Annotated in this window: 21 protein-coding genes and 2 pseudogenes; 13 read left to right on the top strand and 10 right to left on the bottom strand. The window is 70.8% G+C overall.

Translation table 11 applies throughout. The features are described from left to right. The first annotated feature begins 14 nt into the window (after positions 1-14). Genes ACX1D3_RS15590 through ACX1D3_RS15575 form a run of 4 tightly spaced genes read left to right on the top strand, consistent with a single transcriptional unit; the run spans position 15 to position 2,980 of the window. On the top strand, positions 15-137 hold the full coding sequence (locus ACX1D3_RS15590; protein ID WP_458994716.1) for a hypothetical protein: 123 nt from the start codon (positions 15-17) through the stop codon (positions 135-137). After that, positions 134-637, top strand: a complete 504-nt coding sequence (locus ACX1D3_RS15585) for a heme-binding beta-barrel domain-containing protein (protein ID WP_458994715.1) — start codon at positions 134-136, stop codon at positions 635-637. Before ACX1D3_RS15590 ends, ACX1D3_RS15585 begins: the two co-directional genes overlap by 4 nt. A 1-nt stretch (position 638) precedes the next feature. Next, positions 639-1,568, top strand: coding sequence for a CAF17-like 4Fe-4S cluster assembly/insertion protein YgfZ (ygfZ, locus tag ACX1D3_RS15580; RefSeq protein ID WP_458994714.1), 930 nt, complete (start codon positions 639-641; stop codon positions 1,566-1,568). A 32-nt stretch (positions 1,569-1,600) separates the two neighbouring features. Continuing rightward, complete coding sequence (locus tag ACX1D3_RS15575; protein ID WP_458994713.1) at positions 1,601-2,980, top strand: acyltransferase family protein; 1,380 nt, start codon at positions 1,601-1,603, stop codon at positions 2,978-2,980. Here the strand turns inward: ACX1D3_RS15575 and tpx are convergent. Then, entirely contained in the window at positions 2,973-3,470 is a 498-nt protein-coding gene (gene tpx / locus ACX1D3_RS15570; RefSeq protein ID WP_458994712.1) for a thiol peroxidase, read from the bottom strand. The two genes, ACX1D3_RS15575 and tpx, sit on opposite strands and share 8 nt — an antisense overlap. 888 nt (positions 3,471-4,358) lie before the next feature. Then, entirely contained in the window at positions 4,359-5,417 is a 1,059-nt protein-coding gene (locus ACX1D3_RS15565) for an IS110 family RNA-guided transposase (RefSeq protein WP_458994711.1), read from the bottom strand. A gap of 382 nt (positions 5,418-5,799) precedes the next feature. Between ACX1D3_RS15565 and ppk2 the strand changes: the two are divergent. Further along, positions 5,800-6,672, top strand: a pseudogene (ppk2, locus tag ACX1D3_RS15560) (polyphosphate kinase 2); the annotation flags it as partial. A 9-nt stretch (positions 6,673-6,681) separates the two neighbouring features. Then, positions 6,682-7,185, top strand: a complete 504-nt coding sequence (locus ACX1D3_RS15555; RefSeq protein WP_458996573.1) for an arsenate-mycothiol transferase ArsC — start codon at positions 6,682-6,684, stop codon at positions 7,183-7,185. Here ACX1D3_RS15555 and ACX1D3_RS15550 read toward each other — a convergent pair. Then, a complete protein-coding gene (locus tag ACX1D3_RS15550) occupies positions 7,182-7,820 on the bottom strand; it encodes a SatD family protein (RefSeq protein ID WP_458994710.1) in 639 nt (212 codons plus the stop codon). The two genes, ACX1D3_RS15555 and ACX1D3_RS15550, sit on opposite strands and share 4 nt — an antisense overlap. Before the next feature lie 358 nt (positions 7,821-8,178). On the opposite strand from ACX1D3_RS15550, the gene ACX1D3_RS15545 reads away from it, so the two are divergent. Beyond that, positions 8,179-8,607 (top strand): hypothetical protein, encoded by a 429-nt coding sequence (locus tag ACX1D3_RS15545; protein ID WP_458994709.1) that lies wholly within the window; start codon positions 8,179-8,181, stop codon positions 8,605-8,607. Continuing rightward, on the top strand, positions 8,601-9,182 hold the full coding sequence (locus ACX1D3_RS15540) for an HD domain-containing protein (protein ID WP_458994708.1): 582 nt from the start codon (positions 8,601-8,603) through the stop codon (positions 9,180-9,182). The genes ACX1D3_RS15545 and ACX1D3_RS15540 overlap by 7 nt, the downstream gene beginning before the upstream one ends. Here ACX1D3_RS15540 and ACX1D3_RS15535 read toward each other — a convergent pair. From ACX1D3_RS15535 to dhaK, 7 genes and pseudogenes are all read right to left on the bottom strand, one after another. After that, positions 9,158-9,862, bottom strand: coding sequence for a PadR family transcriptional regulator (locus ACX1D3_RS15535; protein WP_458994707.1), 705 nt, complete (start codon positions 9,860-9,862; stop codon positions 9,158-9,160). The genes ACX1D3_RS15540 and ACX1D3_RS15535 overlap by 25 nt on opposite strands. Positions 9,863-9,967: 105 nt before the next feature. Then, positions 9,968-11,830 carry a translational GTPase TypA gene (gene typA, locus ACX1D3_RS15530; RefSeq protein WP_458994706.1) on the bottom strand — a complete coding sequence of 621 codons (1,863 nt, stop codon included), beginning with the start codon at positions 11,828-11,830 and terminating at the stop codon, positions 9,968-9,970. Between the two features lie 85 nt (positions 11,831-11,915). Further along, positions 11,916-12,359: a DUF3151 domain-containing protein gene (locus tag ACX1D3_RS15525; RefSeq protein ID WP_458994705.1), complete on the bottom strand. Its 444-nt coding sequence runs from the start codon at positions 12,357-12,359 to the stop codon at positions 11,916-11,918. Positions 12,360-12,423: 64 nt separating this feature from the next. Then, entirely contained in the window at positions 12,424-12,678 is a 255-nt protein-coding gene (locus ACX1D3_RS15520; protein WP_458996572.1) for an HPr family phosphocarrier protein, read from the bottom strand. A gap of 75 nt (positions 12,679-12,753) precedes the next feature. Beyond that, a pseudogene (gene dhaM / locus ACX1D3_RS15515) lies at positions 12,754-13,146 on the bottom strand (dihydroxyacetone kinase phosphoryl donor subunit DhaM); the annotation flags it as partial. Further along, positions 13,146-13,781: a dihydroxyacetone kinase subunit DhaL gene (gene dhaL / locus ACX1D3_RS15510; RefSeq protein WP_458994704.1), complete on the bottom strand. Its 636-nt coding sequence runs from the start codon at positions 13,779-13,781 to the stop codon at positions 13,146-13,148. The pseudogene dhaM and the gene dhaL, both read right to left, overlap by 1 nt. Then, the gene (dhaK, locus tag ACX1D3_RS15505; protein ID WP_458994703.1) at positions 13,778-14,773 is read right to left on the bottom strand and encodes a dihydroxyacetone kinase subunit DhaK; all 996 of its coding nucleotides are present in this window, start codon (positions 14,771-14,773) and stop codon (positions 13,778-13,780) included. Before dhaK ends, dhaL begins: the two co-directional genes overlap by 4 nt. 173 nt (positions 14,774-14,946) lie before the next feature. Here dhaK and trxA point away from each other — a divergent pair, with 173 nt between their 5' ends. From trxA to ACX1D3_RS15480, 5 genes are all read left to right on the top strand, one after another. Then, positions 14,947-15,363 (top strand): thioredoxin, encoded by a 417-nt coding sequence (trxA, locus tag ACX1D3_RS15500; RefSeq protein WP_458994702.1) that lies wholly within the window; start codon positions 14,947-14,949, stop codon positions 15,361-15,363. A 101-nt stretch (positions 15,364-15,464) separates the two neighbouring features. After that, positions 15,465-16,748, top strand: coding sequence for an adenylosuccinate synthase (locus tag ACX1D3_RS15495; RefSeq protein ID WP_458994701.1), 1,284 nt, complete (start codon positions 15,465-15,467; stop codon positions 16,746-16,748). Then, positions 16,748-16,978 (top strand): hypothetical protein, encoded by a 231-nt coding sequence (locus ACX1D3_RS15490; RefSeq protein WP_458994700.1) that lies wholly within the window; start codon positions 16,748-16,750, stop codon positions 16,976-16,978. The genes ACX1D3_RS15495 and ACX1D3_RS15490 overlap by 1 nt, the downstream gene beginning before the upstream one ends. A gap of 9 nt (positions 16,979-16,987) precedes the next feature. Continuing rightward, positions 16,988-18,214 carry a phosphoribosylamine--glycine ligase gene (gene purD, locus ACX1D3_RS15485; protein ID WP_458994699.1) on the top strand — a complete coding sequence of 409 codons (1,227 nt, stop codon included), beginning with the start codon at positions 16,988-16,990 and terminating at the stop codon, positions 18,212-18,214. Positions 18,215-18,267: 53 nt separating this feature from the next. Continuing rightward, a complete protein-coding gene (locus ACX1D3_RS15480; RefSeq protein WP_458994698.1) occupies positions 18,268-19,860 on the top strand; it encodes a hypothetical protein in 1,593 nt (530 codons plus the stop codon). The last annotated feature ends 1 nt before the right edge of the window (position 19,861 follow it).

The following is a 19,861-nucleotide window of genomic DNA, read 5'->3' as shown; positions in this document are numbered from 1 at the left end:
GTATACTTGCGCGCATGGCCGCGGTCCTGGTGTGGGTGCTGATAGTCGCCACCGTCGCGCTGGGCGTCGGTGCGCTCGTCGCGCTGGCCGTGACCCTGAGAGGGCTGTGGAAGCAGCTGCGAGGAGATGAGTCGTGAACTTTGACATCGAGGTCCCCGAGGGGCTGAATCCGGCACTGACGGCGCTGGGCTGGCTCGTGGGCCGCTGGGAGGGCACCGGCAACGGGACGGACCACGAGGGCAACGGCTTCGAGTTCGAGCAGCGCATCGAGTTCAACCACAACGGGGGCGAGTACCTGTACTACGCCTCGCAGACGTTCCTGCTCGGCGGCGAGGGCGCGGACCAGGTGCCCCTCAGCATGGAGACTGGCTTCTGGCGCCCCAAGTCGGATGCCTCGCTCGAGGTGGTGCTGACCAGCGCCGACGGATGGACCGAGGTCCTGGTGGGCCGGATCCAGGTCACCCGCATCGACCTGCTCACCGACGCGGTGGTGCGCACCGAGTCGGCCGCCGTCTCGCACTCGGCGGGCCAACGCCTCTACGGCAAGGTGGAGGGTGACCTGATGTACGCGCTGGACCGCGCCACCACCGAGCACGAGCTGCGCCCCCACATGTGGGCCCGCCTGAAGCGGATCTGACATGCCCGTCATGGTGGAGACCGGCCCTGACGCGGGCCTGCCCTGGCACTTCGGCAACCCCGTCGCCGAGGCGCGGGCGCTGGAGGCCGGCGAGGGGGTGGTGGACCTGGGCAACCGCGAGGTCGTCGAGATCAGCGGGGCAGACCGCCTCGGGTGGCTCCACTCCATCACCAGCCAGCACCTCAGCGGCCTGCGCCCCGGGGAGGCCACCACTGCACTGATCCTCTCGCCCACCGGTCACATCGAGCACGTGCTGCACGGCGTCGACGACGGCACGTCCTTCCTGGCCTGGACCGAGCCCGGCCGCGCCGAGGCCCTGGTGGGGTTCCTGGAGCGGATGCGGTTCGCGATGCGGGTGGAGGTGTCGCGGAGACCGGACCTCAGGATGGCCTGGGTGGGCCATCGCGTCCCAGTGGACCCGTCGTGGCGCGTGCGCGACTCCGAGGTGGGCGGGCTGGACGTGTTCCTGCCCGTCGAGGCGGAGTTGACGGGCACCGTCGGCACCTGGGCCTACGAGGCCATGCGGATCGCCGCCGGCATCCCGAGGATCTTCGTTGACACGGACTTCAAGACCATCCCAAACGAGATCGGCCTCGTGGGCACGCACCTGGACAAGGGCTGCTACCGCGGACAGGAGACGGTGGCCCGGGTGCACACGCTGGGCCGGCCGCCCCGTCGCCTGGTGCAGCTGCACCTCGACGGCACCATGTCGACGCTGCCCGAACAGGGCGCGCCGGTGGAGCTGGAGGGTAGGACGGTGGGCTTCGTCGGCTCCTCCGCGCGGCACCACGAGCTGGGACCGATCGCGCTCGGGCTCATCAAGCGGTCCGTTCCGGTGGACGCCGAGCTGCTGGCCGGCGGGATCCCCGCCGCGCAGGAGGCGCTCGTGGACCCGGACGTGGGCCTCCACGTGCGCCCGGTCCTCGGCTGAGGGGGCGCTCTCCGGGTGGCATCATTGCCACCGTGCAGACCGAGCCCCCGCGCAACCACACGATCGACGTGGCCCGCGCGTTGTCGGTCCTCGTCGTCGTCATCTTCCACGGGTTCATCTACAAGGCGTCCATGAAGCCCGACGGCACCCTGGAGGCCGGCCTCTGGACGCCGCCCACCTGGGTCTGGGGGCTCTCGTGGGTGCTGATGTCCATGCCGCTGTTCTTCGCGTGCGGGGGCTTCTCCAACGCGCTGATCGTCGACAAGATGCGACGGCGCGGCACCGGCTTCTCGCACTATCTGGCCAACCGCGGGCGGCGGCTCACCGGAGGGCTGGCGTTGTTCGTGACGTTCTTCGCGGTCATCGCGAGTGTCGCGGCGTGGCTGGGCTACGGGCTTCTGGCGGCCGAGCTCAGCAGGTCGCTGATGTTCCTGCTGTGGTTCATCTCGGTGTACCTCGTGATCGTGCTGTTCGCCCCGCTGATGGTGACCCTCCACGACCGGTTCGGGGCCTGGGTCATCGTGGCCATGCTGGTCGGCATCGTGGTGGTGGACCGGGCGTGGCTCGGCTTCGGGCGCAACGACATCGGCCAGATCAACATGTTCCTGGTGTGGCCGCTGTGCCATCAACTCGGCATCGGCTACCAGCGCGGATGGTTCCGCCAGGGGCCGAGGCGGTACGCGTGGGGCGTGCTCCTCGGCTCGGCGCTGGCCATCGGCGTACTGATCGCCTTCTTCGGCTACCCCGCCTCCGCCGTCGGCTTCGCCAACGCGCCGATCGCCAACCACCTCCCCCCGACGCTCGCGATGGCGCTGCTCGGCGCCGCCCAGGTGGCGGGGATGGGGCTCGTGGAGCGCTCTGGCGTGTTCGCGTCGGTGCCTGCGAGGACGGAGGCGGCCCTCGCCAAGCTCAGCGCCCTGATGATGACGGTCTACCTCTGGCACGTGCCCTGCATGCTCGTGGGCGGCGCGGGCCTGATCCTGCTGGCGCGCCTGATGCCGGGCGCCGCGCCGGTGCTGCTGTCGCAGTTCACCGTGCTGGCCGTGGGGATGCTGATGATCTCGGTGCTGGTGCCGCTGATCGGCCTCGTCGAGTACCGACTCATCCCGCCGCTGGGCACGGTGCAGGACCGCTACCTGGCGTTGCTGAGCTTCGTGCTGATGATCGCCGGGACGATGCTCGTCTTCACCCACGGCACCGTCGTGCATCCCCTGCAGCCCGGGTCGTCGGTGGGTGTCATCGCGGTGTGGGCCGGGGCGTGGACGATGGTGCGGGCGTCGCGCCCGGCGGGCGTCGAGAAGAGCAGCGCCGACGCGCTGAAGCCTGTCCGGCCACCCCGTCGCGCCAGGCGGGCGGGGCGCTCCCCGGAGGCGGAGCCCGCACCCGGGGAGTTGACCGGACCCGTCAGGTGAGGGCGGCCAGCGCGGCGTCGTAGTCCGGCTCGTGCCTGGTCTCGGCCACCTGCTCGGTGTAGACCACCGTCCCCTCCCCGTCGATCACCACGACGGAGCGGGCCAGGAGCCCACGCAGGGGACCGTCGGCGTACGTGACGCCGTAGGCGCCGCCGAAGTCGGTGCGGAAGTCCGAGGCCACCTCCACGTTCTCGATGCCCTCGGCCCCGCAGAATCGCTTGAGCGCGAACGGGAGGTCCTTGGACACGCACAGGACCGTGGTGCCCTCCAGCCCGGCCGCCCGCTCGTTGAAGGCGCGCGCGCTGAGGGCGCAGGTGCCCGTGTCCAGCGAGTGGAAGATGTTGAGCACGAGGTTGCCCCCGGCGTAGTCGGCCAGCGACACCGGCGACAGGTCCTCCCGCGCCAGTTCGAAGTCCGGGGCCTTGGTGCCGACGGCCGGCAGCTCGCCGACGGTGTGGACCGGGGTTCCCTTGTATGTGATGTCAGCCATGCCCCGATCCTTGCCGATCCGTCGCCCGCTGGCCAGCGCCCGGCACCTCCCCGCTGCCGGCGGAGGTGCTGCCCCACCGTTGCGTGAGGTGCCGCCCCACCGTTGGCTGAGGAGCCGCCCCACCGTTGGCTCAGGTGCCGCGGAGCGGCGTCGCCCCTCCGCTGGCTGAGGTGCCGCGTAGCGGCCTCGAAGCCTGAGAAATGCGAGTTGATCAGGGGCTTTGGCCGCTATTTCTTGGGGTGTCAGTGGTCGGGTTGGGCGGGGTGTGGTGGGGGCCGGGCCGCCCATGATGCCGGTCGGCGGCGCTTCGCGCTGCCGCGTACCGTCATCAACGCCCACCCAACCTGCCCCGTCCCCCACCACCCCCCGCCCTGCTGATCCATCGCGGGTCCTGGCGGGGCGGTGAGGGGTGTGCACGACACGCAGTCGGGGTCGGTGGTCGGGTGCGTATGGGGCGCCGAGGTGCGATTCGTGCGGCGATTCGTGCCACCCGCCGCCCTGCTGATCCATCGCGGGTCCTGGTGGGGCGGTGAGGGGTGTGCACGACACGCCGTCGGGGTCGGTGGTCGGGTGCGTATAGGGCGCCGAGGTGCGATTCGTGCGGCGATTCGTGCCACCCGCCGCCCTGCTGATCCATCGCGGGTCCTGGTGGGGCGGTGAGGGGCGTGCACGACACGCCGTCGGGGTCGGTGGTCGTGTACGTATGGGGCGCCGAGGTGCGATTCGTACGGCGCTTCGTGCCACCCGCCGCCCTGCTGATCCATCGCGGGTCCTGGTGAGGCGGGAAGAGTGTGCACGACACGCGCCCTCACCGCTGGCTGAGGTGCCGCGTAGCGGCCTCGAAGCCTAAGAAACGTGAGCTGACAAGGAACGTTTCCTAGGACGCTCCTATGTTTTGTCAACCCCTTTTTCGAGGATTCTGAAGGTCTGGCGGGCGACGTAGCGTTTGAGGCAGCGGCGGATCTCTCGCTTGGTTCGGCCTTCAGCGGTGCGGCGTTCGATGTAGGCCTTGGTGGCTGGGTCGTTGCGTTGTCTGCAGAGGATGATGGTGTGGATGGCCTGGTTGAGGTGGCGGTCGCCGGAGCGGTTAAGGCGGTGTCTGGTCTGTTGTGTGCCGCTGGTGGCCGGGATGGGGGCGGTTCCGGAGAGCATCGCGAATGCGGCCTCGGAGTGGACGCGTCCGGGATGGGACCACACCAGCAGCAGGCTCGCCGCGACGATCGGTCCGACGCCGTTGAGGTCGAGCAGGTCAGGGCGCCACTTCCTGACGATGTCGAGGATCTGCCGTTGCAGGGCCATGGCGTAGAGCCGCAGCGACCGGGCCCGCTGTGCGAGTTCCTTCAGTACCGGCATCAGGATCCCGGTCAGGGGGTCGTCATTGGTGTGGGGTCGTAGTTTCAGGGCCTGGGTGACCATCGGGGCGGTCTTGCGGCCGGTGAACCGTGACCGGAGCTCGTCGGGGGCGGTGAGCACCATCGAGCGGAGTTGGCGTTCGGTGTCGGTGGCCTGCGTGATCGTCAGGTGTCTGCTGGTGACAAGGACCTGGAGCGCGGCACGGTCACCGGTGACCGCCCGCGGGGTGGACAGGGAGTCCCGGCCCAACGCGTCCCGGGCTGCCCGGACCGCGTCGATGGAGTCGGACTTTGCGCCGTTGCGGCGCTTGATCCGCTCTGGTCGGTCGACCTCGACCACCAGTTCGCCGGCCAGGGCGCGGGTCAGGCCGATGCCATGGCTGTTGGTGCCCTCGATCGCCCACCCGCGCCGGCCGGGACGGGTGTGGGCCCAGTCGATGAGCTGCTGATAGCCGGCCGGGTCGGCCGGGGTCTTGATCGTGTCGAGCACCCCGCCGGTGACCGCGTCAACGGCCGCGGCGACGTGGAACTGCTCGTGGGTGTCGACCCCGATCACAAGGTCGACAAGCTCGCGGAGATTCTTCACACTGGACATGCGTCCCCTTCCATGGACGTCAACCATCGGGTTCCGATCCGGGCAGGGACTAGGCACAACTGTGATGGGACACAACCGGCGCTGCTGACGCTGGTTGGTCAAGCTCCTGAATCAGGCCACTGGTTTCTGCTCGGGTCGGGGTCGACGCTCACGCCGGACATGTCCTAACCAAGGCACCCGGAGGGCCAGCTTCGAGGAGAGTCACGACGCGACCGTCGATCCCAACAACACCACCAATGAGGTGGTGACACCAGACTCACAGCTTCGAGGCTCGTCGCTTCGCTCCTCGCACCTCAGCCAGCGATGGGGGGCGTCGCTTCGCCCTCTCTCGGCTTTCGGGCGAGTTCAACTCGCGTTCACCCGGAGGTGGTGAACTACTCCCATGAGCCAGAACCTCCGCGAGTACATCGACAAGCTGCGCGAAGAGGGGTATGCCGTGGCTGATGTCCACGGCGAGGATCCGTACCTGATCGACCCGCTCGGCCAGGCCGTCGAGACGTGGCGCGACCGACATCCGTACGACGAGTTGCTCGGCCGCGACGAGTACGAGGCGGAGAAGCGGCAGCTGCAGATCGAGCTGCTCAAGTTCCAGTACGCCGCCCAGGACGCGGGCACCAAGCACGTGATCATCTTCGAGGGCCGCGACGCCGCGGGGAAGGGCGGCGCCATCAAGCGGTTCACCGAGCACCTCAACCCCCGGACCGCGCGGGTGGTGGCGCTGGCGGCGCCCACCGAACGGGAGAGGGGGCAGTGGTACTTCCAGCGCTACGTCCAGCACCTCCCGACGGCGGGCGAGATCGTGCTGTTCGACCGCTCCTGGTACAACCGCGCCGGCGTGGAGCGCGTGATGGGCTTCTGCACCGACGAGCAGTACGAGATCTTCATCCGCCAGGCGCCGATGTTCGAGCAGATGCTGATCGATTCCGGGATCACCGTGACCAAGCTGTGGTTCTCGGTGACGCAGCGCGAGCAGCGCACCCGGTTCGCGATCCGGCAGATCGATCCGGTGCGGCAGTGGAAGCTCTCGCCGATGGACCTCGAGTCGCTCGGCCGCTGGGAGGACTACACGGCCGCCAAGACCGCGATGCTCAAGCACACCGACACCGAGATCGCCCCCTGGTACCGGATCAAGTCCAACGACAAGAAGCGCGCCCGGCTCAACGCCATGCGCCTCTTCCTGGACCTCCACGACTATGAGGGCAAGGACGCGAGCGCCATTCAGGCCACGGATCCGCTGATCGTTCAGCGCGGCAGGAAGAAGTGGATGAAGGCCGACGAGGACCACACGGCGCCCCCGGCGCCCGGCCTAGACCGTGAGCAGGTCGAGCTCCGCGGAGATGCCACGGGCGCGAAGCCCAGCGTCCTGTTCGTGTGCGTGAAGAACGGCGGGAAGAGCCAGATGGCGGCCGCCCTGGCCAGGCTGCACGCGGGCGACGCCGTCGACGTGTACTCCGCCGGCACCAGGCCAGGAGCGTCGCTCAACGAGGAGTCCCGCGCCAGCGTCGAGCAGCTGGGCGGCACCTTCGACGGTGAGCACCCCAAGCCGATCGACCCCGGGCTGCTGCGCTCCGTTGACCGCATCGTGCTGGTGGGCGGCGAGGCGGAGGTGGAGCCGGTCGAGGGCATGCGCGGCACCATCGAGACCTGGGAGACGGACGAGCCGTCGCTGCGAGGGATCGAGGGCGAGGAGCGCATGAGGCTGGTCCGCGACGACATCGACGCGCGGGTCCTGGCCCTGCTCGACGAACTGCTCCCGGACGCCGACTAGGGCAGTTGACCCAGGGCGCGCATGGCGTCTGCCAGGGGCCGCAGCCCGTTGTTGCGCACCCGCTGCGAGTTGGCCGAGGCGCTGATGCCCTCACGCTCGGCGATCTCGGCGTTGTCCAGGCCGTCGAGCATCCCGCGCAGCGTGGCGAGGGCGCCGGGCCGGAGCCCGGCCAGGTGCACGTCCACCAGCCGCGACAACGCGTCTGCGGGCGCCGTCGCCTCAGGGCGCTCGTCACGAACCGCCGTGCGGACCGCCTCGTAGCCGGGCCTGGTGGCCTGGGCCCTGACCCAGTCGATCGCCTCGCGTGCCAGCCACCACGCCGAGCCGTCCTGGATGCCCCGCGCCTCGTCCACCACCACCAGCTCGCCGCCGCCGATGCCGCAGCGGGCCTCCCATCTCGGCGCGAGCTCGAGCCGCAGCGTGAATCCGGCCGTGAGTGCCTCGCCGAGGGTGCGGTAGACGGCCTGAAGCTCGTCACCGACGGTGGGGCGCAACGCGTCCACCGGAGCGACGGCGGCGTTGACCGCGTCGAGCGCCCGGAGCACGTCGGCATGGAGGAGGTCTCGGGGCGCGGAGCGCGACGCCACGATGTCGACGAGCAACGCGACGACGGGGCCGGCCTTCATTGCACTCATATGTAGATACTAGCTTCATCTGGTCAGGATGAAGTGATCGCCTTCACCAAGGACTGGTCGTACGCCAGGTGTGCCGAACGCCCCGGCTGAGCACGAATCGCCGTCGCGGTGGAGCCTCAGGCGCGTATGGGGCGCCGGGCTGGACATGCGACGGCGTGTCGTGCGCACCCCTGGGGGCGGGGCGCGGCAGGGCACGAATCGCCGTCGCGGTGGAGCGTCAGGCACCTATGGCGCATCGGGGTGGACATGCGACGGCGTGTCGTGCACACCTGGTGGCGCGGCCGACGGGTCGGGTCGGCCCGGGCCCGTCGTGGCTGTGTGGGGCGGGACTGTCGGGTCCGGTGGGTAGGGTGACGCCATGGACTGGGCACTGGCGGGACGGGCGGCGATCATCCTTGCCGCCGGGGTGTTCGCCGCGCTCGGCAACCCCGTCGTCAGGGCGCTCCTGCGCCGGATCGACCGCGCGGCCGTGGCCTCCGGGGACGACGAGGTGGCGAGGACGCGGGCCAGCCTGGGCCTGGTGGAGGCACAGAAGGAGCTTCCCGGAGGCCGGTGGATCGGCATCCTGGAGCGGGTCGCGGTGTATGCCTGCATCGTCGCGGAGTTCCCGGCGGGGATCGCCATCGTGCTGGCGGTCAAGGGGTTGGGCCGGTACGCGGACCTGGCCACCGAGTCGGAGTCGGGCACCTCGCGCAAGGGGGAGCTGTTCATCATCGGCACCTTCGCCAGCCTGCTGTGGGCCGGATTCTGGGCGGGTGTGGCCTACTTCGCCGTGCGCGCGTGGTGAACCAGGACGGCCTGCCGCGACACGTGCAGGAGGAGCTTCTCCGGCGCTGGGGCGAGCCGCACCGCCGCTATCACGCTGAAGTGCATCTGAGGGCCGGGCTGGAGACGCTCGATCTCCTTGGCGCGGGGAGGCTGGAGCGGATCGCCTTCTGGTTCCACGACGCGGTGCACACGGGGGAGAGCCCGGCCGACGAATGCGCCTCCGCGGACCTCGCGCGTCACCTGTTGGGGGGCCACCTCGGCGACGCCGAGATCGGCGAGGTGTGCCGGTTGGTGCTGCTCACGGTCGATCACGCCCCTGAGGCCGGCGACTCCCCGGGCGCGAGGGTCGCGGACGCGGATCTGCGGGGGCTCGGGCTCCCCTGGGGGAGCTACGTGGCGAACCTGGAGGCCATCCGCGCGGAGCACCCGGGCATGCCGCCGGCCGAGTGGGCCGCGCGGCGCCGGCGGTTCGTCGATCGGATGCTCGAGCGCGCCACGGTCTTCCACACGCACACGGGCCTGGCGCTCTGGGAGCGCCAGGCCCGTGAGAACCTGCAGCGTGAGGCGGGTCAGCTCTCGGCGAGCAGCTGGTAGAGCTTCCGCCTGAGCTCCTCCACCTCCGCCGTCGCCTTGGCGATCAGCTCCTCGTCGCCGCTCTGGGCGATCGTGCCGACGGCGGACCAGGCCTGACCGTAGGCCGCCGCAAGGGCGGCCGCCGGGTGGCCCGCCGCATCGTCCTCCTGCTCCCAGGGCGCGGGGCGCTGGGTTGACTCGGCTTCGGCGCGGCCGGCGTCGGTGATCTCGTACGCCTTGCCCGCCTCGGAGGCGACGAGGCGGATGAGCCCCTCGTCCTCGAGCTGGCTGAGCGCCGGGTAGATCGCGCCGGGGCTGGGCTTCCAGCGCCCGCCGCTGCGGCTCTCAAGCTCCTGGATGATCTGGTAGCCGTTGCGCGGCTGCTCGGCGATCAGGAGCAGGGCCGCGTTGCGGACGTCGCCGCGGCGCGCGCGGCCCCCTCGGCGCCCGCCGAACGGGCCGGGACCGCCAGGGCCGAAGGGCCCGGGGCCGAAACCGCCGGGGCCGAACGGGCCGAAGCCGCCGGGGCCGTGGCCTCCCCTGGGGTGGCCGGGACCGCCGTGGCGGTGGCCGCGACCTCGTCGCTGCCCGCGGGCGTCGTCGCCGCTCTCGTCGGCCGGACGGGCCTCGTTGAACACGGCTCCGAAGAACTGGTGGAGGGCGGCGCGGCCGCCCCATGGGTGTTGCATCGCGTAATCCATCGCGAACTCCTTCTGGATAGTGGGGCCTGCGTGGCCCGTACGTCATCCAGAGTGCACGATAGTTCGCGATATGTCAAAGATATATCGCGAACTATCGAGAAGAAGTCAGGACTTCTTGACGCCCTTGCGTTCCTTGGCGCGCTCGTTGGCGTTGAGGGTGACCTTGCGGATGCGCACCATCGCGGGCGTGACCTCGAGGCACTCGTCGCCGGCGCAGAACTCGAGCGCCTGCTCCATGGACATGTTCTTGGCGGGGATGAGCCGCTCCAGCTCGTCGCCCGTGGAGGAGCGCACGTTGGTGAGCTTCTTCTCCTTGGTGGGGTTGACGTCCATGTCCTCGGCGCGGGGATTCTCGCCCACGATCATGCCCTCGTACACCTCGGCGCCCGGCGGGACGAACATGGTGCCGCGCTCCTGCAGGTTGAACAGGGCGTAGGACGTGGTCAGGCCCATCCGATCCGCCACCAGTGAGCCGGTGGGGCGGGTGCGGAAGTCTCCGGCCCAGGGCTCGTACCCCTCCGCCACGTGGTGCATGATGCCGGTGCCGCGGGTCTCGGTGAGGAACTCCGTGCGGAAGCCGATCAGGCCGCGCGCGGGGATGATGAACTCCATCCGCACCCAGCCCGTGCCGTGGTTGACCATCATCTCCATGCGGCCGCGACGCAGCCCCATCAGCTGGGTGACCACGCCCACGAAGTCCTCGGGGATGTCGACGGTGAGCCGCTCGATGGGCTCGTGCACCTTGCCGTCGACCAGCTTGGTGACCACCTGCGGCTTGCCGACGGTGAGCTCGAAGCTCTCGCGGCGCATCATCTCCACCAGGATGGCCAGCTGCAGCTCGCCTCGGCCCTGGACCTCCCACGTGTCGGGACGCTCGGTGGGGTTCACCCTGATCGACACGTTGCCGACGAGCTCCTGGTCCAGCCGCCCCTTCACCAGGCGGGCGGTGAGGTTCTTGCCGGACTGGCCGGCGAGCGGGGAGGTGTTGATGCCGATGGTCATGGAGATCGACGGCTCGTCGACGTGGATCAGCGGCAGCGGCTTCGGGTTCTCGGGGTCCGAGAGGGTCTCGCCGATCATGATCTGGGGGATGCCCGCGATGGCGACGATGTCGCCGGGGCCGGCCTTCTCCGCGGGCACGCGGTCAAGGGCCTGCGTCATGAGCATCTCGGTGAGCTTGACGGTGGTGATGGTGCCGTCCGACCTGCACCACGAGACCAGCTGCCCGCGCTTCATCTCGCCGGCGATGATGCGGCAGAGGGCGAGCCGGCCAAGGTAGGGCGAGGCGTCGAGGTTGGTGACGTGCGCCTGCAGCACGGCCCCCTCCTCGTACTCGGGGGCGGGGATGTGCTCCATCAGCGCGTCGAACAGCGGCTCGAGGTTGGGGCTGTCCGGCATGCCGCCGTCCTCGGGCTGCGTCATGGACGCGCGGCCCGCCTTGGCCGAGGCGTAGACGATGGGGAAGTCGAGCACGTGGGCGGCGTCGTCGTCGATCAGGTCCATGAAGAGGTCGTAGGTCTCCTCCACGACGGCGGAGATCCGCGCGTCCGGACGGTCCACCTTGTTGACCACCACGATGATCGGGAGGTTCTTGGCCAGCGCCTTGCGCAGCACGAACCGGGTCTGGGGGAGGGGGCCCTCGGAGGCGTCGATGAGCAGGACCACGCCGTCGACCATCTCGAGCCCACGCTCCACCTCGCCGCCGAAGTCGGCGTGGCCGGGGGTGTCGATGATGTTGATCGTGACGCCGGTGCCGTCGGGGCGGATGTGCCGCACGCCGGTGTTCTTCGCGAGGATGGTGATGCCCTTCTCGCGCTCGAGGTCCATCGAGTCCATCACCCGGTTGTTGACGTCAGAGCCTTCGCGGAAGGCACCGGACTGCCACAGCATGGCGTCGACGAGCGTCGTCTTTCCGTGGTCGACGTGGGCGACGATGGCGACGTTGCGCAGGTCTTCGCGTGTGGGCATGAGGCATCTCCGGGGGATCGACGGTGGGGGCCGCGGAGAAGTCTACGGGTCGCGGGGCGCGACCCACGATTCCATGATCCAGCCGTCAGCCCTCGTCGGGCTGCGCGAGCACCTGGTAGGCGGTCTCGGAGGAGTCGCGGAGGAACTGCGCGCAGCGCTCCTGCTCCTCGGTCTCCCCGATCCGCCCCGCCGCGACACTCAAGGCCCACAGCGCCCGCAGGAATCCGCGGTTGGGCTCGTGTTCCCACGGCACCTGGCCGGAGCCCTTCCACCCGTTGCGGCGGAGCGTGTCCAGCCCGCGGTGGTACCCGGTGCGCGCGTAGGCGTAGGCGGCCACCGCGCTGCCGAGGTCCTCCTCGGCCAGGCAGGTCTCGGCGAGCAGCGCCCACACCAGCGACGACGACGGGTGGGCCGCGACCACGTCGAGGAAGCGGTCCCTGCCGTGCTCGGCGATCGCTGCCAGAGCGGGGTCCTCCGGCAGGTGCACGACGACGGTGGAAGCCATCAGGTTGGGGTGCGTCTCGCTCATGCGCCTCAGCCTAGTGGGCACCGTCGGTTCACCGGGGGTGCGAGGGGTCGACGATGACCCAGGGTCACTCCTCGCCGAAGCCCGCCGAGACGAGGGCCACCAGCGCGTCGACGGCCTCGCGGGCCTGCGGTCCGGTGGCGGAGAGCCTGAGAAGGTCGCCCTTGCGGGCGTTGAGCATGGCCAGCCCGACGCTGCTGGCGGCCTTCACCGGCCCGGCGTCGCCGTTGCGGACGCGCACGTCTGCGTCGAACCGCCGCGCCTCGGCCACGAACAGGGCCCCGGGCCTGGCGTGCAGGCCGGTCTCGTTGATGAGGACCACCTCGCCGGTGGCCTCACCGTCGGCCGGGACCGCGGGGGGAGCCGCGACGGGCTCGGAAGCCGTGGGCGGCGGGCCCAGGGCGGACAGCTTGGGCGCCAGGGCGGACTCGGCCTCCTCCGCGACCTCCTCGAGCGACGCGCCGCCGACCGCGCGCACCACCCCGGCCGTCAGCCCCTCGACGAACGGCGCGGAGAGCACGCGCGCGTTGTCCACTCCGGCGAACTCGACGCCCATCTCGGCGCTCATGACCGCCGATCCCATGTCCACGAAGACGACCACGCCGTCGCCCCGGTCCACCTCCGCGATGGCGGCCGCGACGGCCGTGGCGTCGGTGCCGAGCCCGCCGTCGGGCATGCCAGCGGCGATGGCCACGGGGGAGGGCCCCCCGTGGACCATCTGCATGGCCAGCTCGACCGCGGCCTCGGCCAGCGCGCGGCTGTGCGAGACCACGACGATGCCGACCGCCATCAGGCGCCGATCACGTCCACAAGGGCGTCGAACAGGTAGGTCGACGACGTGGCGCCGGGATCCTGGTGACCGGCGGACCGCTCACCCAGGTAGCTCGCGCGACCCTTCTTGGCCACCAGCGGCGTGGCGGCGTCGCGGCCCGCGGCGGCCGACTGGGCCGCCGCCGCCGCGGCGTCGTGCAGCCCAGCCCCGTCCGCCACGGCGGCGTCGAACGCGTCGATGGCCGGCGACAGCGCGTCGACCATCGTCTTGTCGCCCAGCTCGGTCTTGCCTCGTGCCACGAGCCCCTCGAGCCCCGCCCGGAACGCCTTCCCGAACTCGGCCGGGGTGAGTTCCATGACGGACCCGCTGGCCATCCCCATCTTCATCAACAGGGTGCCGTACAGCGGGCCGGCGGTGCCGCCGACCGTGCTGACCAGCGTCATGCCAGCCTTCTTGAACAGGCCGTCGATGGTGGTGGCCTGGTCCAGGTGCTGCACGACGGCCGCGGTGCCGCGGGCCATGTTGGCGCCGTGATCGGCGTCACCGATGGCCGAGTCGAGGTCCGTCAGGAAGACCTTGTTCTCGTCGATGATCGTGGCGTAGCGCCGCAGCCAGTCGGCGAGGAGGTCGAGGGTGAGGTGTTGTTCGGTCACAGACCCCACCGTAGCCCCGCGGTCTTCACGGGGGAGTCCCACAGGCGAATCATGTCGTCGTCGGCCTTGAGCAGGGTCAGCGAGCAGCCGGCCATGTCCAGGCTGGTGATGTAGTTGCCCACCAGGTTCCTGGTCACCTCGACGCCGGCCTCCTTGAGCAGCGCCACGACCTCGCCGTACATGAGGTACAGCTCGATGAGCGGGGTGCCGCCCATGCCGTTGAGCATGGCGATGACGGGGGCGCCGGTGAAGTCGAGGTCGTGCAGGATGGGGTCCACCAGTTGCTTGGCCACCGACTTGGCGTCCGCGATGGGCTCGCGATGGCGGCCGGGCTCGCCGTGGATGCCGATGCCGATCTCGATCTGGTCCTCGGGGAGGTCGAAGGTGGGTTTGCCGGCGGAGGGGACGGTGCACGAGGTGAGCGCCATGCCCATCGAGCGCCCGTTGTCGGCCACCTTCTGCGCCAGCGCGGTGACGGCGGCCAGGTCCTGGCCCTCCTCGGCGGCGGCGCCGACGATCTTCTCCAGCAGCACCGTGGTGCCCACGCCGCGTCGGCCGGCGGTGTACAGCGAGTCCTGCACCGCGACGTCGTCGGCCACGATGACGGTGGACACGGTGATCCCGGCGTCGGTGGCCATCTCTGCGGCCATCTCGAAGTTCATGATGTCGCCGGTGTAGTTCTTGACGATGTGCAGCACGCCCGCGCCGTTGTCGACGACGGTGGTGGCCTCGATCATCTGGTCCGGGGTGGGGGAGGTGAACACCTGGCCCGCGCACGCGGCGTCGAGCATGCCGACCCCGACGAACCCGCCGTGCATGGGCTCGTGGCCGGAGCCGCCTCCGGAGATGATGGCGACCTTGCCCGCCTCCTTGGGGGTGGCGCGGTAGATCACGCGGTTGTCGTGGTCCACCCGGACGTTGGCGTCTGACGCCTCCACGCCCTTGAGGGCGTCGGCGATCACGTCGTCGGGGGAATTGATGAGCTTCTTCACGGGTCCCAACCTCCTGCGTCGTTGCGGGGATTCTCGATCGATACTTTCCCCACCCTTGATGCTAGGCAAGAGCAATGGTCTTTTGTGCAGGATCTGGCGGGCTCGTGCCACTGATGTGCGAAGTCGGGCGCGGATTCGGGGCCGCGACGGCCGCCGTCGGCGATCATGGATGCATGAGCATCGTCACATGCGTCTCCTGCGCCGCCCGCAACCGGGTGCCCGCCGCGGCCACCGGGCTGCCCAGGTGCGGCACGTGCAAGGCTGACCTGCCCTGGCTGGTGGAGGCGACGGACGCCGACTTCGACGCCGTCGTCTCGACGAAGGTTCCGGTCGTGGTGGACCTCTGGGCCCCGTGGTGCGGCCCGTGCCGCATGGTGGCGCCCGTCCTGGAGAAGCTCGCGGTGTCGCGGGCCGGCCGCCTCAAGGTGGTCAAGGTCAACGTGGACCACAACCCGGTGGTGCAGTCCCGGTTCGAGGCCATGAGCATCCCCACCCTGCTGCTCATGCGCGGGGGGCGAGAGGTGTCGCGGCAGGTGGGCGCGCTGCCCCCTGCGCAACTCGAACGGTGGGTAGACCAGCACGCGGGCTGAGTGGTCCCGCAGACCCGTGGTGCGCGGGGAGGTCCGATAGACTCCACCGGTAAGGCCCCCGCTGAGCGCGAGGGGCTTCATCCATGTGTGGAGGAGGCGACATGCCGAGCGTTGTCGTGGTCGGGGCTCAATGGGGAGACGAGGGCAAGGGGAAGGCGACGGACCAGCTGGGTGACCGCGTCGACGTCTGCGTCCGCTACTCCGGCGGCAACAACGCGGGCCACACGCTCGTCGTCGGCGGCGAGAAGTTCGTGCTCCACCTGCTGCCGTCGGGCATCCTCAACCCCAACACCACCACCGTGATCGGCAACGGCGTCGTCGTCGATCTCGACGTGCTGGCCGAGGAGCTCGAGGTGCTGGCCTCGCGCGGCGTGGACGTGCCGCATCCCCTGATCTCGGCCAACGCCCACATCATCACCGAGTACCACAAGGTGCTGGACAAGGTCACCGAGCGCTTCCTCGGCAAGCGCAGGATCGGCACCACGGGTCGCGGCGTCGGGCCCTGCTACTCGGACAAGGTCAACCGCCTCGGCATCCGGATCCAGGATATCCTCGACGAGTCCATCCTCCGTCAGAAGGTGGACGCGGCCCTGGACCAGAAGAACCAGCTGCTGGTGAAGGTCTACAACCGTCGCCCGATCATCGCCGAGGAGATCGTGCAGGCGCTGCTCAAGCACGCCGACACCATCCGTCCCCACATCGTCGACTCCGGCCGCTACGTCAACGACGCGCTGGACGCAGGGAAGGTGGTCCTGTTCGAGGGCGCCCAGGCGCACCACCTCGACGTGGACCAGGGCACCTACCCCTACGTCACGTCGTCCAACCCCACCGCGGCCGGCGCCACCACCGGCGGCGGAGTCGGGCCCACGCGCATCGACCGCACCATCGGCATCGCCAAGGCCTACACCACCCGCGTCGGGGAGGGCCCGTTCCCCACCGAGCTGTTCGACCACGACGGCGAGGAGCTCCGCCGCATCGGCTCCGAGTTCGGCGCCACCACGGGACGCCCGCGGCGCTGCGGCTGGTTCGACGCGCTGCTCGTGGAGCAGGCCGTCAAGATCAACGGCTTCACCGACATCTTCCTCACCAAGCTGGACATCCTGAGCGGCTGGGAGAAGATCCCGGTGTGCGTGGCCTACGAGGTCGACGGAGTGCGCCACGACGTGATGCCCATGACACAGTCGGACTTCCACCACGCCAAGCCCATCTACGAGGAGCTCGACGGCTGGGCCGAGGACATCAGCGGCTGCCGCGCCTTCGACGAACTGCCCCCCACCTGCCAGGCGTACGTGCACAGGCTCGAGGAGCTGATCGGGTGCCGGATCAGCGGCATCGGCGTCGGCCCCGGTCGCGAGCAGTCGGTGGCCATCAACGACCTCATCTGATGTCGCGGGGCTCGTCCACGGCCCGGCTGCTCTGGGCACTGGTGGCCATGATCGCGGTGTTCATGACCGGCACGGTGGTGGTGGCCCTGGGCCAGGAGGACATCGGCTGGGGATGGTGGTGGGCGGTCCCCGTCGGCGGGCTGTTCCTGCTGGCGATCATCGGCTTCAGGGTGCTCGTGCAGCGTTCACAGGAGGCCGCCGAGCGCGAGGATCAGGCGTCCGGGGACTAGGCTGCGCGGGTGAAGATCCTGCTCCTTGGATCCGGCGGGCGCGAGCACGCGCTGGCCCGGTCCCTCGCCGCCGATCCGTCCGTCACCGAGCTGCACGCCGCCCCCGGTAACCCCGGGATCGGGCGTCTCGCCACCCTGCACGCGCTGGACCCGTCGTCCCCCGAGGCCGTGGTGGAGGCCGCCCTGCGGCTGGGCGCGGACCTGGTGGTGATCGGGCCGGAGGCGCCGCTGGTGGCCGGTGTCGCGGACGCGCTGCGCGAGGCGGGCATCGACGCGTTCGGTCCGGGCCGCGAGGCGGCGGTACTCGAGGGGTCGAAGGCGTTCGCCAAGGAGGTCATGGAGGCCGCCGGCGTGCCCACGGCCGCGGCCCGGGTCTGCGAGACCCCCGAGCAGGCCGCCGCGGCCCTCGACGAGTTCGGCGCCCCCTACGTGGTGAAGAACGACGGGCTCGCCGCCGGCAAGGGCGTCGTGGTCACCGACGACCGCGACGCGGCCCTGGCGCACGCGGCCTCGTGCGGGCGCGTGGTGATCGAGGACTACCTGGACGGGCCCGAGGTGTCGCTGTTCGCGATCTGCGACGGCGAGCGCGCGGTCCCGTTGCTTCCGGCACAGGATTACAAGCGCGTCGGCGACGGCGACGCCGGCCCCAACACCGGCGGCATGGGGGCCTACTCGCCGCTGACCTGGGCGGATCCGGGGCTGACCGGCCAGATCATGGACGAGGTGATCGCGCCCACCCTCGCCGAGATGCGCCGCCGCGGCACCCCCTTCATCGGCCTGCTCTACGCCGGGCTGGCGCTCACGTCGAAGGGGCTGCGGGTGGTGGAGTTCAACGTCCGCTTCGGTGACCCGGAGACGCAGGCCGTCCTCGCCCTGCTCGAGACCCCGCTGGCCGGGGTGCTGCGCGCCGCCGCCCGCGGCGAGCTGGAGTCGGTCGGGGAGCTGGCCTGGCGCGAGGGCGCCGCCGTCGTGGTGGTGACGGCCGCGGCCGGGTACCCCGGGACCCCGGCGGCCGGGGGCACGATCGCGCTGCCGGACGACGAGGCGGACGCCTACGTGCTGCACGCGGGCACGCGGCTCGACGGCGACACGCTGGTCGCGGCCGGCGGCCGGGTCCTGGGCACGGTGGGCCGCGGGTCCGACCTCGAGGAGGCGCGCGCCAGGGCCTACGGCCTCCTCTCGCACGTCGGGTACGCCGACGGGTTCCACCGCTCGGACATCGGCACGTTCCACTGACCTGCTCCGGTCGATGATTTCGGCTGGCGCGGACGAGATGGCAGGCTCGGTGGATGATCACACGACGCATCGCCCTCCTCGGGCTCGCCGCTGGCGCGGTCGTCGCGGCCTCCGGCTGCACCGGCACACCCGGTGAGGGTGGGGCCGGCACATCGTCCGGCACTCCGACCAACCCAGCGGCTGAGGCCTCGCCCACCCGGGTCGGGCACCGCGTCGTGGCCAACCCGGACGTCTCGTCGGCCGTGCTTCCGGCAGACGACGCGGGTGCCCTCGCGCTGAGCCGGCTGGTCCTGGCCGAGGCCACCGCCGTGGTGGTGGTGCAGCCGGCTCCCTCGTCGCCGGCCGCTTCGCCGTCGGCGTCTCCGTCGGGATCGCCGAGCGCCGCGCCGTCGCCGAGCGTGGCCCAGGGCGGCGACCTCGAGACGGCGGCCGCGACCGCCGCGGACTGGGGCCTGCCGCTGTTCCTGGCCGGCCCGGAGCTCGCGGCCGAGCTCGACCGCCTGCAGACCCGCACCGTCATCTCCTACGGGGCCGGTGGCGACTTCGGGGACCGGGAGGTCCTCCAGCTGCCCAGCGGGCCGCCGACCATGAGCCCCGACGGCGTGCCCGCGACGGCCGAGCCCGCCGCGACACTCGCGCTCCGGCTGTCGGGCTCAAGCGTCGGGCCGTCCACCGCGTCGATCCTGTCGGCCGCCGGCATCGAGCTGGGCGAGGTGACGTACGACGACCCCCGCGCGACGGCGGAGTCGGTGGCGCTGGTCAAGGGCGCCACCGGTGGCGTCCTCGGCGTGGGGGCCTTCGGCGACACTGCCCGGTTCGCCGCCCGTGTCGAGGCCGCCCGCACCCTGGCCGAGCTGCCCGGCGGCGGGGTGGCGCCGTTCCCCGGCCGCATGATGGTGGCGCTCTACGGGCACCCCTCGGGCGGCACGCTCGGCCTGCTCGGCGAGCAGGGGCCGGCCGAGTCCGTCACCCGGGTCCAGACCATCGCGGCCCAGTACCAGGCGTTCAGCGACGTGCCGGTCATCGGCGCCTTCGAGATCATCACGACGGTGGCCAGCGCCTCCTCGGGCGCCGACGGCGACTACTCCTACGAGACCCCCGTCGAGCAGCTGCTGCCCTACATCGAGGCGGCCGAGGCCGCCGGGATCTACTGCGTGCTCGACCTCCAGCCCGGGCACACCGACTTCCTCACCCAGGCCAAGCGGTACGAGGAGCTGCTCAAGCGGCCCACCGTCGGCCTGGCGCTGGACCCCGAGTGGCGGCTGAAGCCCGGCCAGCGGCACATGACCATCATCGGCCAGGTGACGGTGGAGGAGGTCAACGCCACAGGCGCGTGGCTGGCAGACCTGGTGGCGGCCAACGGCCTCCCGCCGAAGGTGCTCATCCTGCACCAGTTCCAGCAGCGCATGATCGTGGGGCGCGAGCGCCTCGACACCACCCGCGACGAGATCCAGTACCTCGTCCACGCCGACGGCCACGGCAACGCTCCGCTCAAGCAGGAGACCTGGCGCAACCTCAAGGAGGGGCTGCCCGCGGACGTCTGGCTTGGCTGGAAGAACTTCATCGACGAGGACTCCCCGACGATGACGCCCCAGGAGACGATGCAGGACGTGGAGCCGCGCCCCAACTTCGTGTCGTACCAGTAGG

It is taken from the genome of Tessaracoccus yangjingae (genome assembly GCF_054483935.1).
This window is presented reverse-complemented; position numbering and strand designations above follow the sequence as displayed.